Genomic DNA, 17,708 nt, shown 5'->3' on the forward strand with positions numbered 1-17,708 from the left:
ATGTCTCGTGAGTCACGACGTCTGCTCGCCGGTCTGGGCCTTGCCGCCATCCTTGGCTGGTCAACATCGGCCCTGGCCGGAAACGGCTTTGTGATCCAGGACATTGAGGTCGAGGGTCTGCAACGCATTGCCGCCGGCACGGTGTTCACCTATCTCCCGGTGGCCGTGGGAGATGCCTTTGATGACGGTCAGGCACCGGAGGTCATCCGGGCCCTGTTCCGCACCGGTTTCTTCTCCGATATCTCCCTGCGCCGGCGTGAGGACGTGCTGGTGGTGGTGGTGGAGGAGCGGCCTGCCATCAACGAGATCCGCATCAGCGGCAACCGGGACATCAAGACCGACCAGCTCATGGACGCCCTGCGTCAGGTGGGCATGGCCCGCGGACGGGTCTTCAACCGCACCGTGCTTGAGCGCATGGAGAATGAACTCCTGCAGCAGTATTTCGCCCGCGGCAAGTACAACGTGCAGGTGGACGTGGAAGTGGAACCGCTGCCCCGCAACCGGGTGGATGTGGTCATCGAGATTGCCGAGGGGCGCGTGGCCCGGATCCAGCAGGTCAGGGTGGTAGGAAACGAGTCCTATTCCGAGCGGGATCTGACCCGTCGTTTTGACTCCGGTGTACCTCGCTGGTATGCCCTGTTCAGCCGCCGTGACCATTATTCCAAGCAGCGCCTGGCGGGTGACCTGGAAAAACTGCGCACCCGCTATTTGGATTCCGGTTTCATCAACTTCAACGTGGATTCCACACAGGTTACCCTGACACCTGACCGTCGGGACATCTACGTCACCGTCAATATCGACGAAGGTGAGCAGTATCGGGTGAGCGAGGTCAGCCTGGCGGGCAACCTCATCGTGGATGAGCGGGAGCTGAAGGATCTGCTGGCCATTGCCCAGGGAGATACCTTTTCCCGCAGTCTGATCACCGAGACCTCCAACCGCATCACCCGCCGTCTCGGGGATGAAGGTTACGCCTTTGCCAACGTCAACCCGATCCCCCAGCTGGACGAGGCCAATCAGGAGGTCGCCCTGACCTTCTTCGTTGATCCCGGCCAGCGGGTCTACGTCCGTCGGATCAATTTCACCGGTAATTCGCGCACCCGGGACGAGGTCTTCCGCCGCGAGATGCGTCAGATGGAAGGGGGCTGGTACTCCGCCTCTCACGTGGACCGTTCCCGGGTCCGGCTGCAGCGCCTGTCCTACGTGGAGGACGTCAACATTGAGACCCGCCGGGTGGCGGGGACCGAGGACCAAGTGGACCTGGACATTACGGTATCCGAGCGTATGTCCGGCAGTTTCATGATCGGTGCCGGTTATTCCCAGAGCCAGGGCGTGCTGTTCAATACCAGCCTGTCCCAGGAGAACTTCTTCGGCACCGGGAACAGGGTCTCCCTGGCGTTGAACAACAGCCGGGTGAGCACCCTCTACAGCCTCTCCTTCACCAATCCTTACCACACCCTGGACGGGGTCAGTCGCGGCTTCAATATCTTCTACCGGGAGACGGATGCCTTCCGGGCGGATATTTCCCGCTATTCGTCCAACCGGCTGGGGGCCAACATCACCTACGGCATTCCCCTCACCGAGTACAACACCTTCCGCATCACACCCGGTTATGAGCGGGTGGAGATCCTCACCTCCGACAATACTCCGGATGAGATTTTCCAGTATCTGGATGACAACGGTGATCGCTACGATCTCTACACCCTGGCCACCAGCTTCATCCATGACACCCGTAACCGCACCGTGTTCGCAGAGCGGGGCAACCTGCAGCGGATCAGTCTGGAGGCCGCCCTGCCGGGCAGCGATCTTGAGTACTACAAGGTGGATTACCGTAACCAGCTCTTCATCCCGTTGCGGCCCGGGCTGACCTTCGCCCTATCCGGGGAAGTGGCCTACGGGGATGCCTACGGGGATTCCACCGATCTGCCGTTCTTCGAGAAGTTCTTCGCCGGCGGCACCCGCTCGGTGCGTGGCTATCGGGACCTGAGCCTGGGCCCCCGGGATAGTCGTGATGATCCCTTCGGTGGGAACTTCCGGGTGCTGGGCAGTGCCGAACTGATCTTCCCGCCGCCGTTCATGGACCAGGCCCCCAATGTGCGCATGAGCCTGTTCCTGGATGCCGGTCAGGTCTTCGAGACCTATGACGATTTCGAGACCGGAGAGATCCGTGCCTCCATCGGCGCCGGCATGACCTGGTTGTCCCCGGTGGGCGCGTTGACATTCAGTCTGGCGCAGGCGTTAAATGACAAACCCGAAGATCGCCTGCAGTCGTTCCAGTTCAGTATCGGCGCCTCGTTCTGACGGGGTCCGCCGAGCTTGGGAAGGGTTGTTGAACGGGCCTGTCCTGCCCCTTAGTCTGTCCAAGTTTTGGAGAAAAGGTTTGAAGCGCAATGTCCTGAGAATCACCACCGGCCTGCTGCTGGTGTGTCTGTTGGCGATCTCCGGTGCCGCTGTGGCCAATGCCAAAGTGGCCTTCGTCAACATCAATCGTGTCATGGAGCAGTCGCCCCAGGCCGAAGCCTCCTTGCGGGCGCTGGAAGAAGAGTTTTCTCCCCGCGACTCGGAACTGGTGGCCGAGCGGGATGCCCTGCGCCGGATGCAGGAGCGCCTGCAACGGGACTCGGAGGTGATGGGTGCGGATCAACGCGCCCAACTCGAACGTGAATTCCGCAATCGCTCCCGGGAATTCACCCGTGCCCAAGACATGTTTCAGGAAGACCTGAATGTGCGGCGCAACGACGAACTGGCCAGGCTCCAGCGCCTGGTGCAGAGCGTGATCCTGGACATTGCCCGGGCCGATAACGTGGACTTGGTGGTTACCGAGCGCACGGTCCTGTTTGCCAGTGACCGGATCGACATGACCGGCAAGGTCCTGGAAGAGCTTCGCCGTCAGCATCAAAGACCCCGCCGCTGATCCGGGGCGCGGGTGATGTCGGTTTCACTCAACACGTTGGCACAGGCCATTGGCGCCGACCTGCACGGCTCAGGCGCCGATGTGGGTGCCCGTATCCTTGACGGCGTGGCTGCATTGGAGAATGCCGGACCCCGCCAGCTGTGCTTCATGACCCATGATCGCTATCTCCCGCAACTCCGGCAGAGCCGGGCGGGTGCGGTCATCCTGAAGTCCAGGCACCTGTCGGCGTGCCCGGTGCCCGCGCTGGTGTGTGACAACCCTCATCTGGGATTCGCCCGCGCGGCGGGCCTGCTGCATCCCGAGCCTGTGCCCGCATCCGGTATTCATGACAGTGCCGTGGTCAGCCCTGAGGCCTGGATTCACCCCTCGGCCAGCGTAGGACCCCAGTGCGTTGTCGCGGCGGGCGTCCGGCTGGGTGCCCATGTGGTGCTGGGTCCGGGCTGCATCATCGGCGAAGACGCCCATATCGGGGAAGGGACCCGGATGCTGGCCAGGGTGACGGTGGGGGCCGGTGTTTGCATCGGTCGCCGGGGACTTTTGCACCCCGGGGCGGTGGTGGGTTCCGAAGGTTTCGGCTTCGCGAAGGATGGCGAGGCGTGGATCAGGGTACCGCAGGTGGGTACGGTGATCATTGGTGATGATGTGGAGGTGGGGGCCAACACCACCATCGATCGTGGGGCGCTGGAAGATACCGTGATCGAGGATGGCGTGAAGCTGGATAACCTGATTCAGGTTGCCCACAACGTCCATATCGGCGCCCACACGGCCCTGGCCGGCTGCGTGGGGATCGCCGGTAGCGCCCGGATCGGCAAGCACTGCTCCATCGGGGGTGGCGTGGGCATTGCGGGCCATCTTGAAATTGCCGACGGGGTGACGGTGACGGGCATGACCCTGGTCAGCCGTTCCATCCCTGAACCCGGCGTCTACTCCTCGGGCGTTCCCTTTTCACCGGCGCGCGAATGGAATCGCAGTCTGGCTCATCTGCGGCGTCTGGACACCCTGTCGAGACGGGTTAAATCCCTGGAGGAACAGGCATCACACCAGGGCGTTCGGGATGATCCTGATAACGAATAATCAGTGGTTTGCAGGTATTGCGCAGGGTAGAACCCTGCAGGATGACTGTGAACGAATGGCCATATAAGGGGTGTTCTGAATAAGTCGTTCCCGCGCAAGCGGGAATCCAGTCACAGGCTGAAAATCCTGGACGCTCGCCTTCGCGAGGGTGGCCTCAGGGGACTTGTTCAGTTTTCCTAACACACATAAGGAATGACAACTTGGATTCCATGAGCATACATGAGGTGCTGCGTTACCTGCCGCATCGTTTTCCTTTTTTGATGGTGGATCGGGTCACTGACCTGAAGCCCGGGGAATATCTGGAGGCTATCAAGAACGTCTCCATCAATGAGCCCTATTTTCCGGGCCATTTCCCCGTTCGTCCGGTCATGCCGGGTGTGCTGATCCTGGAGGCCCTGGCCCAGGCCACCGGCCTGCTGGCCTTCAAGACCCAGGAGCATCGGGGCGAGACCGACAAGCAGCAACTCTATCTCTTCGTGGGCATCGACGAGGCCCGTTTCCGTCGTCAGGTGGAGCCGGGTGATCAGCTCCACCTGCGGGTGGAACTGCTGCGCGTGGTACGGGGAATCTGGCGCTTCAATGCCGTGGCCAGGGTGGATGGTGAGGTGGTGGCCACCGCGACGCTGATGTGTGCCGGGAAGGATCTGGAGTCATGATCGATGCTCGTGCCGTCATAGACCCAGAGGCGCGTATCGAGGAGGGAGTCCATATCGGGGCCTTTACCGTCATCGGCCCGGGTGTGAGTATCGGCAAGGGGACCTGGATCGGGTCCCATGTGGTGATCACCGGCACTACCCATATCGGCCAGGACTGCAAGATCTATCAGTTCGCGTCCCTGGGGGAAGCCCCCCAGGACCTGGGGTATCGGGATGAGGAAACGGCCCTGGAAATCGGTGATCGCACCGTGATTCGGGAGTACGTTACCATCAGCCGCGGTACACCCAAGGGCGGCGCTGTGACCCGGGTGGGGACCGATAATCTCATCATGGCCTATGTCCACATCGCCCATGATTGCCTCGTCGGCAATCACGTCGTATTTTCCAATGCGGCTTCACTCGCCGGACATTGCCAGGTAGGGGACCGGGCGGTGCTGGGCGGGTTCACCCTGGTCCATCAGTTCTGCCGTGTGGGGTCCCATGCCTTTACCAGCATGGGTTCCGCCCTGAATCGGGATCTACCGCCTTACTGCATGGCCTCGGGCAATTACGCCCGTGCCATAGGCATCAATAAGATAGGGCTCCGGCGTCGCGGTTATTCCGGGGAGACCATCCGTGCCCTGCAACGGACATTCCGCCATCTGGTGGACGGTCGTAACCGGGAGCAGGGCCTGGCCGCCGTGGCCCCGTTGGTACAGGCCTACCCGGAGGTGGCCGATTTCGTCGCGTTTGTCCGTGAAAGTCCCCGCGGCATTCTGCGCACCGACCGGCGCCGTTCCACGGACTGATCGGCGCCGCCTTCGCGGGCAAGGCCCACTCCCAGGGCCTGTGTTGTACCTTTGTGGGAGCGGCCCCGGCCGCGAATCAGCGCAGGCATGCGCTGACACATTCAGAGCTGGGAGTCCCCGGACCCGGACTCCCGTTTCAACGTCACGTCTACGATCCGCACCTGCCTGATCGCCTCGATCTGATGATCGGCGAACAGCTGCTCCGCCAGCCTGCGCATGTCACCCAGGCTGACCTTGGACAGGGCGATGTCCAACTCCACGGTCACTTCAACCTTCATCAGAAAAACCTCAGAATGAACTGGTAACCACGCGCCCGGACGGGTCCAGCATGTCCCGTAATGTCTCCGGATCCGCAATCCCGGGCAGTTTCAGACTTTGCCCGCCATGGCAGATGATGCCCACCTTGCCGTAGCCGAGCAGACGACCCAGCCAGCTGCGATAGATGCCCGCCGCCTTGATCTCATCCAACCTCATGACCCGGGTCCGACGCAGCAGCGTACCCGTCACGGTGATCATGCGCCGGTCCGTAATGGAGACTTCCGTGTTCAGGAATATGGCCAGCGCTCGTGCCATGATGCCGGGCAGCACCGCCAGGTAGATGATGGCGGCGATGACCTCGCCGCCCAGACCAAAGGGACCCAGCACCAGCAGCAGGCAGAGGGTGACGAGTTGGATGGGGGGCAGGAAGATGGCCCAATGGGTATCCGCCTGAAGTATCAGATGCTCTTCTTCCTCCAGCACGGTCTGGGTTACATCCGTTCGACCCAGGGAAAAGGAGAGGATGGCCATGATGATGGCCACCGGCAGCAGCAGGGTACCGGCCACCAGCAGGGTGGTTCCCATTGGGGTGCCAAAGAAATTCACCCCTGCGAACAGGTTGATCCCGGCCGCGACCATCACCCCCGTCGCGGTGAAGTTGAGGCGGCGTTTCCAGCGTTTCTCGTTGCGTATGCGTTCGCAGCGTTGTCTGGGCCACCAGCGCACCAGCAGGTTGATGAGCGTGAGGGGAAACAGGATGACGAACAGGGTCAGAGAGATCAGTGCCCCCTGCCCAAGCAGAACCATGGAACCCATGAGGCTGGCCAGTGAAGTCAGGGCCAGGGTAATGGGGATCCAGCGGGGAGATCGGGTGGTGTCCTTCGATGTCGTACTCAAGTTGAGGCTCCAGTTAGGCACGATGGGACCCCGGACCGGGTCGAGAGCCTTCATTTTGCCTGATATCCGCCCCTGATGCCCATGCCGGCACAGCATCCGGTGATCAGGGCGACGGTTGTTCCTTGTTGCGTCCCTTGATTTCCCGCACTCGCTCGATCCCCTTGCGGCGTTGGGCGTAGATCACCTGCAGCTTCTGTGAGATCTCCTCGTACTCATCGCCGGGCGGGGTCTCTTCAAGCTTGGTGGTTAGATCCCGTTCCTTGGCCTTGAGTTTTTTGAGGACCTTGCGGATGGATTTGAGTTCTTTGCGCTGGGCGGTCTGATCCGCGTTGAGAAAACCGGCCAGCCTAGCCAGCAGTTTTTTCGTCTTCATCAGTGTGCGTCCGCGTCCTGGGATTGGAATTGCCCCCGGCCATTCGCGCGATGTCCTGTTCATCCAGTGCCAGTTGATCTTCAGCGGACTGTTCCGCCCGGGTGGGTGGGAGCAGCAGCGCATGGCTGGCCTCGATCAGGTTCGAGCAGATCTCGAAGGCGTAGTTCTCATCGTTCATCATCGACGTGGCGATGGAGGAAGACAAGCGTCTGCCACGGATCAGCGCGTTGAGGTCTGCCGTGAAGCTGCGGCCGGATTTATTCACCGACAGCTTAAGGGCATCCAGTGACAGACTTGTGACAGTCTCCGGGTCCTGGGATCGGAGTTGGCGGATTTCTCGCAGCACCTTGGCAATCTGCAGACGGATGGTGTCATAGCGCTCCCGGATCAGCGGATTGCCGGAGACGCCATGGCGGGAGAGGTTCTTTTGCAGGTGCTTGGTGGCCTTCACCGCCTCGACGATATCGCGGCTGGCCTGCTGCAGGACGTAGAGCTGTTCCACCGATTGCTGGGACAGCTCACGGCCCTGGATCTCGCTGATGAAGGCAACGATGTCGCTGTGCAGGCTCTTGATCCTTGCCTCATAGAGGTCGTCCACATCCAGCGGGATGATGCGGCGGGTATTTTTCACGGCATCCACCAGCGATTGGTCGGAGTCGATCACCGAACGGCGCAGGCTGACCCCGTGGGCGATCAGATCATGGGCATTGTCATAGAGATGTCCCACTTCCTTGCGCAGGGCGCTGATGGCCGCGGCCGGTGTCTCCAAGGCGCCGGGATAGAGGTACAGGGGTTTTTCCCTGGATTTCGGGGCAAAGTTCACATGTTTGAGCAGCGCCCGCTCCAGCACGCCGGTGAAGGGCGCCAGCAGGATGACGCCCAGCAGATTGAACAGGGTATGGAACAGGGCCAGCTTGAGCAGGTATTCGTCGTCGGCAAGTCCCATCAATGCGCCCAGATAGTCCACCGCCCAGGCCATCTGCCCGATGAAGGTGATGGCCACGGCAGCAGTCATGACATTGAACAGTACATGGGCGATGGCCAGGCGCTTGCCGCCCAGGTTGGCGGTCATGCCGCCGATGGCAGTGGTGATGGCGCTGCCCAGGTTGGCGCCGATGGCCAGGGCGAGGGCGCTGTCATAGCTGATCTGACCGGTGGCCAGGGCGGTGATAATCACCAGCAGGGTGGCATGGCTGGACTGCATGATCACGGTGATCAGCATGCCGATGCCGGTATAAAGCAGCACCCCGAGGACGCCCGGAATCACATAACCGGAAAGATCGAAGGCCCCCTGGAAGGCCTCGAAGCCTTCTTTCATGTAATGGATGCCCAGGAACAGGAAGCCCACCCCCAGGGTCGCGTAACCAATACCCTGGAGGATCTTCGAGCGCTGCAACAGCAGGATGACGCCGATGACCAGAGCGGGCATGGCATAGCCGGCGATGTCCACCCGCAGACCCAGGCCGGCGATCAGCCAGGCTCCGGTGGTGGTGCCCAGGTTGGCTCCCATGATGACGCCGATGCCGGCCGCCAAGGTAATCATCTCGGCGCTGACGAAGGAAATGGTGACCAGCGACACCAGGGTGCTGGACTGCATCAGGGTGGTGCTGGTGATGCCGAAGGCGATACTCTTCCAGAGCCGGTTGGTGCATGTCCGCAGCACCTGTTCCAGGGCGCCCCCGGTGAAGCTCTTGAAGCCCTTTTCCAGCGACAGCATGCCGAACAGGAATAGCGCCACCCCGGCGGCGATTTCCTTGAAATCCGGACTGATCCAGAAGCCGTAGCTCAGGATCAGCAGGAGCAGGGGCAACGGGGCTTGGCGCCAGAACCTGAGCACAGTGGGTCAACCCTCCCGATCGGATGTGTTCAGCAGGTGTCCGTGCTCAATCAGCTCCAGCGCCATCCTGGCCACTTTTTCCGATCCTCCCCCTTCTCCCAGGCGTTCCCGGACCTCGATCAGGGCCGCCACCACCGAGCGGTGATAATCCTCATCCGCCAGCAGGCGTTCCACCTCCTCACCGATATTCTGCGCCGTGGCGGCATCCTGCACGAACTCCCGTACCACTTCCCGGCCGGCGACGATATTGGCCAGGCCGATATGGGGAATCAGGATCAGACGGCTCAGGATGGCGTGGGTGATGGGGGCGACCCGGTAGATGATGGCCATGGGGGTCCTGAGCAGGGCCGCCTCCAGGGTGGCCGTGCCGGAGGCGATGATGAGGGCGCGGCTGACCGACATGACGTCATAGGTTCGCCCGCTCACCTGCAGGATGTCCAGGGACGGGTCCAGATAGGGTGCCACGTCGCCGGCCACGTCCACCCCCGGGGCCAGGGGCATCACGAAGCGGATCTGCGGATGCCGTTGTCGCAGCCACCGGCAGGCCTCCATCATGATGGGTAGGTGGCGGCGCAGTTCCCCGCTGCGGCTGCCGGGCAGCAGTGCCACCGGGGGGCGGTCCGGGTCCAGGCCCAGGCTTGCCCGGATCTTCTGCGGCGTGGCGGAGGGGAGTACCACGTCCACCAGGGGATTACCCACATAGCGGACCGGGATGCCGTAACGCCGGTAGACGTCCACCTCGAAGGGAAACAGCACCGCCATGGCATCGATGACCCGGCCGATGCGCTTGACCCGATGGGGCCGCCAGGCCCAGATCTGGGGGCTGACATAGAACAGCACCCGGATGCCCAGGGCCTTGGCGGCCTTGGCCAGGCGCAGGTTGAACTCCACATAGTCCACCAGCACCAGCAGATCCGGCGGGTCTGACTGCAGGTGCTGCTTGAGGGTCTCCAGGGCCCGGCGGATATCCCGGTACTGGGCGATCACCTCCCACAGGCCCACCACCGCCAGGCGCCCGGCATCCACGACCAGTTCCACCCCCGCCTCACGCATGGCGCCGCAGCCCATGCCGGTATAGCGATTGCCGGGACGCAGGCCTTCAAGGGCGCGGACCATGTTGGCGGCATGCAGGTCGCCGGAGACCTCGCCGGCGACGATCATGACATGCAGCGGTGCCAGCGGTGGGCTCGAGTCAGTCAAGGGCCCCCCGGATGATATCGGTGATCCGCACCAGGTCCTCGTCACGGATCTCGGGATAGATGGGCAGGGAAAGGCAGCGCTCGGTGACGGATTCGGTCACCGGCAGGTGGACCTGGGCGCAGCTATCACCGAAGGCCTTCTGGCGATGCAGGGGGATGGGGTAGTACACGGCGCAGGCGATCCCCGCCTGCTGCAAGGCCTGCATGACGGCGTCACGGCGATCCGTCAGCAGGGTGTACTGATGGAACACGTGCACACCCAGGCCGTCCTCGAAGGGCGTGGTCACCGGGGTGTCGGCCAGCAGTGCGTTGTAGCGGTGGGCGGCCCGGCGCCGTTCCCGGTTGAAGCGGTCGATGTGCTTGAGCTTGACCCGCAGGATGGCCGCCTGGATCTCGTCCAGCCGGCTGTTGTAGCCGATGATGTCGTGGTGATAGCGCACCCGGCTGCCGTGGTTTCTCAGGGTCCGCAGCCGGTCGGCGTGTGCATCGGAGCCGGTGGTGATCAGACCACCGTCGCCGTAGCAGCCCAGGTTCTTGCTGGGGAAAAAGCTGAAACAGCCGAAGGCCCCGGTGGTGCCGGTCTGGGTGCCGTTCACGGTGGCGCCGAAGGACTGGGCGCAATCTTCCACCAGGATCAGGTCATGGGTCTTGCTCAGGGCCTGGAGGCGGGACAGGTCCGCCGGCTGGCCGAAGAGATGGACCGGCATGATGGCCCGGGTGCGTTCGTTGATGGCCGCTTCCACCTGAGCCACGTCGATGTTGAAGGTGCGCGGGTCGATGTCCACGAATACCGGCACGGCACCCACATAGCGGATGGCCTCGGCGGTGGCGATGAAGGTAAAGGCGGTGGTGATGACCTCGTCCCCCTCGCCGATGCCGGCGGCGGCCAGGGCCAGGTGCAGGGCATCGGTGCCGGAGGCGCAGGTGATGGCATGGGGTGTCCCCAGGTAGTCGGCCAGTTCCTGTTCCAGGGCCTGCACGTTGGGACCCAGGATGAACTGAGTATTTTCCAGGACCTGGGCGATTCCCGCGTCGATCTCGTCCTTCAACTGGTGGTACTGGGCCTTCAGGTCGACCATTGGGATCATGGTGTGTTTTTTCCTTGCTTGGCTGGCTTGCTTGAATGAATGCGGTCTGTGCGGGAGGGGGCGGGCGTCAATCGCGCCGGTCGCGCATGGGGGAGCCCTGCCGGACCAGTTCGCTGATGCGGATGGCCGTTTCCAGGGCCCGCTGGCCGTCTTCGCCGGAAACCACCACCGGGGCGCCGTGCTGGATCGCATCCAGAAAGGCGATGATCTCCGCCTTGAGGGCATCGCCTTCCTCGAAAAAGCTCTCTTCGCTGATGACCTCGGGAATGCCCGGGAACATCTCCCTGTCGCCCAGTCGATGCACCGACAGCCCCCGGTTCTGGAAATCCACCGAGACATAGGCGTTTTTCTGGAAGATGCGCATCTTGCGCTCGGTCTTGAGGCTGACCCGGCTGGAGGTGACATTGGCCACGCAGCCGCTTTCGAACTCGATGCGGGCGTTGGCGATGTCGATGGCGTCGGACAGGACCCGGGCGCCGCTGGCGGCCAGGGATTTCACCGGCGAGCGCACCATGTCCAGGATGATGTCGATGTCATGGATCATCAGGTCCAGCACCACGTTCACGTCCGTGGCCCGGGGCTTGAAGGGGGCCAGGCGGTGAGATTCGATGAACAGGGGTTCGCCGCGCCGGTCCGCCAGATCCATGAGGGCGGCATTGAAGCGCTCCAGGTGTCCCACCTGCAGGATCACACCTCGCTCCTGGGCCAGCCGGTTCAGGGCGGCGGCTTCTTCCACGGTGGAGGTGATGGGTTTTTCCACCAGCACATGGGTGCCGTGTTCGAGGAAATCCCGGGCTACGGAAAAGTGCAGGGTGGTGGGCACGGCGATACTGACGGCGTCCACCTGCCCGAGCAGTTCGCGGTAGTCGGTGACGGCGCGACATCCGCATTGTTCGGCCACGGCGGCGGCGGTCTCGGCACTGGCGTCGGCCACCGCCACCAACTCTGCATTGGGAAGGGCGGCGTATTTCCGGGCGTGGAATTTGCCAAGATAGCCGACGCCGATCACGGCGCATCGTGTGGAGGTCATGGGCGGTCCGGGGGCTTGCGGTGAACGGCGCGGCATGAGCCGATGGCCCTGATGGGGTGCGCCTTGGTAGCATGTCGTGCTGGCATTTTACTCCAAGCGTGGCGAGAACGACATCTGATGCAACCTGATCTGGTGAACCTGGGCCTGCGGCCGGATGTGGCGGGCGTGGACGAAGTGGGCCGCGGTCCGCTGGCGGGTCCGGTCGTAGCGGCGGCGGTGATCCTGGATCCGGCCCGTCCCATCGACGGATTGAAGGATTCCAAGGCCCTGAGTCCGGCCCGGCGAGAGGCCCTGGACGGACTGATCCGGGAACGAGCACTGGCCTGGTCCATTGCGATCTGCTCGCCGGCGGAGATCGATGCGTTGAATATCCTGCAGGCCAGCCTGCTGGCCATGCGCCGGGCGGTGGAAACCCTCGCCACCCCGGCCGGCCTGGCCCTGGTGGACGGCAATCGCTGTCCGGAGGCGATGCCCTGTCAGGTCCTGGCGGTGGTGCAGGGGGACAAGACCGTGGCGGCCATCAGCGCGGCGTCCATCATCGCCAAGGTCTATCGGGATGCCCTGATGGTGGCCCTGGATGCCGAGTATCCCGGCTACGGGCTGGCGGGCCACAAGGGTTACCCCACCCCCGTGCATCTGGAAGCCCTGGCGCGCCTGGGGCCGAGCCCTTGTCATCGAATGAGTTTTGCCCCGGTACGGCGGGCGGCCTGCAAGACGTCCTGAACCCGTCATTCTGCCCTGGAGGGATTTTCTGTAGGGTGTTTTGGGCCCGTCATTCCCGCGCAAGCGGGAACCCAGCGGCTGGTAACGGACTGAAAGTTCCGGACTCCCGCTTTCGCGGGAGTGACGCCAATGTATATTCGTGGGAGTGGTGACATTAAATGCGCCTGCGCAGGAATGGTGACGCCAGTGGACTTTTTCAGAAATACCTTTAACACCCTTCCCCTGCTATCTTGTCCCCCCTGCCTGCTTCAAGCCTTCAGATATCACTGCGATGACTCAGCCTTTCGTTCACCTCCACCTGCATTCCGAGTTTTCCCTCGTGGACGGCCTGGTCCGCGTGGGGCCGCTGGTTGCCGCCGTCAAGGGGGCGGGGATGCCCGCCTGCGCGGTGACCGACCAGACCAATCTGTTCGCCATGGTCAAGTTTTACAAGGCGGCACTCAAGTCCGGAGTCAAGCCCATCATCGGCACGGATCTGTGGGTGACGTCCGGCGAGTCCGGCGAACCGCCCACCCGACTGGTGTTGCTGTGCCAGAACGACCCGGGTTACAAGCGCCTGACCCGTCTCATCAGTCGGGGCTATCAGGAAGGCCAGCACAGCGGCTCTCCGGTCCTGGAGCGGGACTGGTTCACCCGCGAAGCCTGCGAGGGACTGATCGCCCTGTCCGGGGGCCGGGAAGGGGAAGTGGGCCGGGCCCTGCTGTCCCGACAGCCCGAGAATGCCGGGCCGGCCTGCGATTTCTGGTGCGAGATCTTCCCTGACCGCTTCTACCTGGAACTGATCCGCACCGGCCGGGAAGAAGAGGAGGATTACCTGCACGCCGCCGTGGCCCTGGCAGGGGAGCGGGGGCTGCCGGTGGTGGCCACCAACGACGTGCGCTTCATCAGCCCCGACGATTACGACGCACACGAGGCCCGGGTCTGCATCCATGAGGGCCGGGTCTTGGACGACCCCCGGCGGCCTCGGCTCTACAGCCCTCAGCAGTACCTCAAGACCCCGGAGGAGATGGCGGAACTCTTCGCCGATATCCCCGAGGCCCTGGCCAATACCGTGGAGATCGCCCGACGCTGCAATCTCGTCCTGACCCTGGGGGAGAACTATCTGCCGGAGTACCCCATCCCCGCGGGCATGACCACAGACGCGTATTTCCGCCAGCTCTCCCATCAAGGGCTGGATGAGCGCCTGGTGCGCCTGTTCCCACCGGATACTCCGGCCCGGGAGGAAAAGGAGAAGGCCTACCGGGCCCGCCTGGACCTGGAACTGGACGTGATCTGCCAGATGGGATTTCCCGGCTACTTCCTCATCGTGGCGGACTTCATCCAGTGGGCCAAGGACAACGGTGTGCCGGTGGGTCCCGGGCGTGGCTCCGGCGCCGGTTCCCTGGTGGCGTATGCGCTGAAAATCACCGATCTTGATCCGATCCGCTACGAACTGCTGTTCGAGCGCTTCCTCAACCCGGAGCGGGTGTCCATGCCCGACTTCGACGTGGACTTCTGCATGGAGAAGCGGGACAGCGTGATTGAGTACGTGGCCCGGCGCTATGGCCGCGACAAGGTCTCCCAGATCATCACCTACGGCACCATGGCCGCCAAGGCGGTGGTCCGTGACGCCGGTCGCGTACTGGGCCATGCCTACGGGTTCGTGGACCGTATCGCCAAACAGATCCCGTTCGAGATCGGCATGACCCTGGACAAGGCCCTGGAGCAGGAGGAGGACCTGCGCCGCAGCTATGAGGAGGATGAGGAAGTCCGGGGCCTCATCGACTTGGCCCGCAAGCTGGAGGGGGTGGCCAGAAACGCCGGCAAGCATGCCGGAGGCGTGGTCATCGCCCCCACCACCCTGACGGATTTCTCCCCCCTGTTCTGCGAACCGGGCGGGCAGGGGGTGGTGACCCACTTCGACAAGGACGACGTGGAGGCTATCGGCCTGGTGAAGTTCGACTTCCTGGGTCTGCGCACCCTCACCATCATCGACTGGGCGGTGCAGACCATCAATGCCCAGCGGGCCGAGGCCGGTGAGCCGCCCCTGGATGTGAGTGACGTGCCCCTGGATGAGGACGGCACCTTCGGTCTGCTCAAACGCCAGGAAACCACGGCGGTATTCCAGCTGGAATCCCGCGGCATGAAGGACCTGATCAAGCGCCTGCAGCCGGACAACTTCGAGGACATCGTCGCCTTGGTGGCCCTCTATCGGCCCGGCCCCCTGCAGTCGGGGATGGTGGATGACTTCATCAACCGCAAACACGGCCGTGCCAGGGTGGAATACCCCCACCCGGCCCTGGAGGCCATCCTGCGTCCCACCTACGGGGTCATCCTCTATCAGGAACAGGTGATGCAGATCGCCCAGGTGCTGGCGGGGTACAGCCTGGGCGGCGCCGACCTGCTGCGCCGTGCCATGGGCAAGAAGAAGCCCGAGGAGATGGCCAAGCAGCGGGAGATCTTCCTCACCGGGGCTGTGGCGCAGGGGGTGGAGGAGGCGACTGCCAGCTATATCTTCGACTTGATGGAGAAATTCGCGGGGTACGGCTTCAACAAGTCCCACTCCGCCGCTTATGCCCTGCTGTCCTACCAGACCGCCTGGCTCAAGCACCACTACCCGGCCGCCTTCATGGCGGCGGTGCTCTCCGCGGACATGGACCACACCGATAAAGTGGTGAATCTGATCGAGGAATGCCGCTGCATGGATCTGGCGGTGATCCCGCCGGACGTGAATGCCTCCAGCTATGAGTTCACCGTACGTGATGATCGGACCATCGTCTACGGCCTGGGGGCCATCAAGGGGGTGGGGGAGTCGGCCATCCAGGTGTTCATCGACAGTCGCCGGGGCGACGGCCCCTTCGCCTCCCTGGATGATCTGTGCGCGCGGGCGGACTCCCAGAAGATCAACCGGCGCACTCTGGAGGCCCTGATCCGGGCCGGCGCCCTGGACTCCATCGGCCCCAACCGGGCCACTCTGATGCACAATCTGCCCCTGGCCATGTCCCGGGCTGAGCAGCACCGCCGCGACCAGAACGTGGGGCAGGGGGATCTGTTCGGCATGGCGCCACCGCCGGAGGTGGCGGCGGTGGCGGCGCCGACCTTGCCGGAATGGGATGAGGAGACCCGGCTGCTGGCGGAGAAGGAGACCCTGGGGCTGTATCTCACCGGCCATCCCATCACCCGTTATGAGGTGGAACTGCGACGCATCACCGGCAAGCGCATCGCCGATCTGTTGTCGGACCTGGCGGACAGCGCCCCCGGGCAGGGGAGCGGTGAGGGGCAGGGTCGGGGCCGGCAGCGGGAGCAGACCGCCCTGATCGCCGGTCTGGTGGTGGGTATCCGCCTGCGCAACGCCCCGTCCGGGCGGATGGCCTTTCTCACCCTGGACGATCGTAGCGGCCGCATCGAGGTGGGGCTGTTCGGTGACGATTACCGCCGCTTCCAGGGCCTGTTGGTGAAGGATCGCCTGCTGGTGGTGGAGGGCGGTGTGGGCATCGACGAGTTCAGCGGCAACGTGCGCATGCGCGGTCGTCAGGTGATGGACCTGGACCAGGCCCGGGAGCAGTTTGCCAAGCGGGTGGATCTGACTCTCAACGGCGGCACGGACCCGGCACTGGTGGGGGCACTGGAGGAAAGCCTGTCTCCCTTTCGGGATGGACCCTGCCCGGTCTTCATCAACTACAGCAACGGCCGCGCCCGTGCCCGCTTCCGGCTGGGTGACGCCTGGCAGCTGCGCCCCACCGAGGAACTGGTACAGCGACTCAGGGGCCTGCTGGGGGAAGAGGCCGTGCAGATTCACTACCGTTAGGTTCATCCCACGGTTACAGGTTTACCCACACCGCCGGCCGTGTAGAATGGCCCTTTCCCAACCGACCCAGACCCCGCCGATGAATCCGGATTTCCTTGAATTTGAGCAACCGATCGCCGAACTGGAAGCCAAGATCGAAGAGCTTCGTTATGTCAGTGATGACGCCGAGGTCAACATCCAGGACGAGATCACCCGTCTCGAGTCCAAGTGCAAGAGTCTGACCGAGTCCATCTTCGCCAAGCTCAGCCCCTGGCAGATCTCGCAGCTGGCGCGACATCCCCGACGTCCCTACACCCTGGACTATATCGCCCACCTGTTCACGGACTTTGAGGAATTGCACGGCGACCGCGCATTTGCGGATGATCCGGCCATCGTCGGCGGCGTGGCCCGGTTTGAGGGGCGTCCGGTGATGGTCATCGGGCATCAGAAGGGGCGCGACACTAAGGAAAAGATCCATCGCAACTTCGGTATGCCCCGGCCCGAGGGCTACCGCAAGGCCCTGCGACTGATGCACATGGCCGAGCGGTTCTCCCTGCCCATCTTCACCTTCATCGACACCCCCGGCGCCTATCCCGGCGTGGGTGCGGAGGAGCGCGGCCAGAGCGAGGCCATTGCCCGTAACCTGCTGGAGATGTCCAAGCTGCGCACGCCCGTCATCTGCACCGTGATCGGTGAGGGCGGGTCCGGTGGTGCTTTGGCCATTGGCGTGGGTGACAAGGTGCAGATGCTTCAGTACGGCACCTATTCGGTGATCTCGCCGGAGGGCTGCGCCTCCATCCTCTGGAAGAGTGCGGAGAAGGCCGCCGATGCCGCCGAGGCCATGGGCATCACCTCCGGCCGTCTCAAGGAACTGGGTCTGATCGATGCGATCCTCCCCGAACCCTTGGGTGGTGCCCACCGCGACACGGCGGCCATGGCCGATACCTTCCGGGCCAACCTGCTGGAAGGCCTGGATGAGCTGCAATGCATGGACATCAATGCCCTGGTGGCCCGCCGCTACGAGCGGATCATGAAATACGGGCAAGTGAAGGAATAGTGCCCTTCCGGCCCCCATCCCTCTCCCGAAGGGAGAGGGATGGGGGCCGGC

15 protein-coding genes are annotated in these 17,708 nt (G+C 63.4%); 8 read left to right on the plus strand and 7 right to left on the minus strand.

What is annotated here, in order from left to right; all coding sequences use genetic code 11:
- From bamA to lpxA, 5 genes are all read left to right on the plus strand, one after another.
- The gene (gene bamA, locus LQ952_RS04500) at positions 1–2,298 is read left to right on the plus strand and encodes an outer membrane protein assembly factor BamA (protein WP_238621467.1); all 2,298 of its coding nucleotides are present in this window, start codon (positions 1–3) and stop codon (positions 2,296–2,298) included.
- A 79-nt stretch (positions 2,299–2,377) separates the two neighbouring features.
- Positions 2,378–2,911, plus strand: coding sequence for an OmpH/Skp family outer membrane protein (locus LQ952_RS04505; RefSeq protein ID WP_238621468.1), 534 nt, complete (start codon positions 2,378–2,380; stop codon positions 2,909–2,911).
- 15 nt (positions 2,912–2,926) lie between these two features.
- The gene (lpxD, locus tag LQ952_RS04510) at positions 2,927–3,985 is read left to right on the plus strand and encodes a UDP-3-O-(3-hydroxymyristoyl)glucosamine N-acyltransferase (RefSeq protein ID WP_238621469.1); all 1,059 of its coding nucleotides are present in this window, start codon (positions 2,927–2,929) and stop codon (positions 3,983–3,985) included.
- 209 nt (positions 3,986–4,194) lie between these two features.
- Positions 4,195–4,641, plus strand: coding sequence for a 3-hydroxyacyl-ACP dehydratase FabZ (gene fabZ, locus LQ952_RS04515; protein ID WP_430733394.1), 447 nt, complete (start codon positions 4,195–4,197; stop codon positions 4,639–4,641).
- On the plus strand, positions 4,638–5,429 hold the full coding sequence (gene lpxA / locus LQ952_RS04520; protein ID WP_238621471.1) for an acyl-ACP--UDP-N-acetylglucosamine O-acyltransferase: 792 nt from the start codon (positions 4,638–4,640) through the stop codon (positions 5,427–5,429). The genes fabZ and lpxA overlap by 4 nt, the downstream gene beginning before the upstream one ends.
- A gap of 101 nt (positions 5,430–5,530) precedes the next feature.
- Here the strand turns inward: lpxA and LQ952_RS04525 are convergent, their stop codons facing one another.
- The 7 genes from LQ952_RS04525 to LQ952_RS04555 all read right to left on the minus strand — a co-directional run bounded on the left by LQ952_RS04525 (position 5,531) and on the right by LQ952_RS04555 (position 12,111).
- Positions 5,531–5,707: a hypothetical protein gene (locus LQ952_RS04525; RefSeq protein ID WP_238621472.1), complete on the minus strand. Its 177-nt coding sequence runs from the start codon at positions 5,705–5,707 to the stop codon at positions 5,531–5,533.
- Between the two features lie 10 nt (positions 5,708–5,717).
- Positions 5,718–6,584 (minus strand): PH domain-containing protein, encoded by an 867-nt coding sequence (locus LQ952_RS04530; protein WP_238621473.1) that lies wholly within the window; start codon positions 6,582–6,584, stop codon positions 5,718–5,720.
- Between the two features lie 103 nt (positions 6,585–6,687).
- Positions 6,688–6,957 (minus strand): hypothetical protein, encoded by a 270-nt coding sequence (locus LQ952_RS04535; RefSeq protein WP_238621474.1) that lies wholly within the window; start codon positions 6,955–6,957, stop codon positions 6,688–6,690.
- On the minus strand, positions 6,932–8,794 hold the full coding sequence (locus tag LQ952_RS04540; protein ID WP_238621475.1) for a Na/Pi cotransporter family protein: 1,863 nt from the start codon (positions 8,792–8,794) through the stop codon (positions 6,932–6,934). The genes LQ952_RS04535 and LQ952_RS04540 overlap by 26 nt, the downstream gene beginning before the upstream one ends.
- A gap of 6 nt (positions 8,795–8,800) precedes the next feature.
- Positions 8,801–9,955, minus strand: a complete 1,155-nt coding sequence (lpxB, locus tag LQ952_RS04545; RefSeq protein ID WP_238621491.1) for a lipid-A-disaccharide synthase — start codon at positions 9,953–9,955, stop codon at positions 8,801–8,803.
- 31 nt (positions 9,956–9,986) lie between these two features.
- A complete protein-coding gene (locus LQ952_RS04550; protein ID WP_238621476.1) occupies positions 9,987–11,081 on the minus strand; it encodes a DegT/DnrJ/EryC1/StrS family aminotransferase in 1,095 nt (364 codons plus the stop codon).
- A 67-nt stretch (positions 11,082–11,148) separates the two neighbouring features.
- The gene (locus LQ952_RS04555) at positions 11,149–12,111 is read right to left on the minus strand and encodes a Gfo/Idh/MocA family protein (RefSeq protein ID WP_238621477.1); all 963 of its coding nucleotides are present in this window, start codon (positions 12,109–12,111) and stop codon (positions 11,149–11,151) included.
- 117 nt (positions 12,112–12,228) lie between these two features.
- Here LQ952_RS04555 and rnhB point away from each other — a divergent pair, with 117 nt between their 5' ends.
- From rnhB to accA, 3 genes are all read left to right on the plus strand, one after another.
- A complete protein-coding gene (gene rnhB / locus LQ952_RS04560; protein WP_238621478.1) occupies positions 12,229–12,834 on the plus strand; it encodes a ribonuclease HII in 606 nt (201 codons plus the stop codon).
- A gap of 271 nt (positions 12,835–13,105) precedes the next feature.
- Positions 13,106–16,621 (plus strand): DNA polymerase III subunit alpha, encoded by a 3,516-nt coding sequence (gene dnaE / locus LQ952_RS04565; RefSeq protein WP_238621479.1) that lies wholly within the window; start codon positions 13,106–13,108, stop codon positions 16,619–16,621.
- Positions 16,622–16,700: 79 nt separating this feature from the next.
- On the plus strand, positions 16,701–17,657 hold the full coding sequence (gene accA / locus LQ952_RS04570; protein ID WP_238621492.1) for an acetyl-CoA carboxylase carboxyl transferase subunit alpha: 957 nt from the start codon (positions 16,701–16,703) through the stop codon (positions 17,655–17,657).
- The last annotated feature ends 51 nt before the right edge of the window (positions 17,658–17,708 follow it).

The sequence above is a fragment of the Ectothiorhodospira lacustris genome (assembly GCF_022227785.1).
Taxonomy (GTDB): domain Bacteria; phylum Pseudomonadota; class Gammaproteobacteria; order Ectothiorhodospirales; family Ectothiorhodospiraceae; genus Ectothiorhodospira; species Ectothiorhodospira lacustris.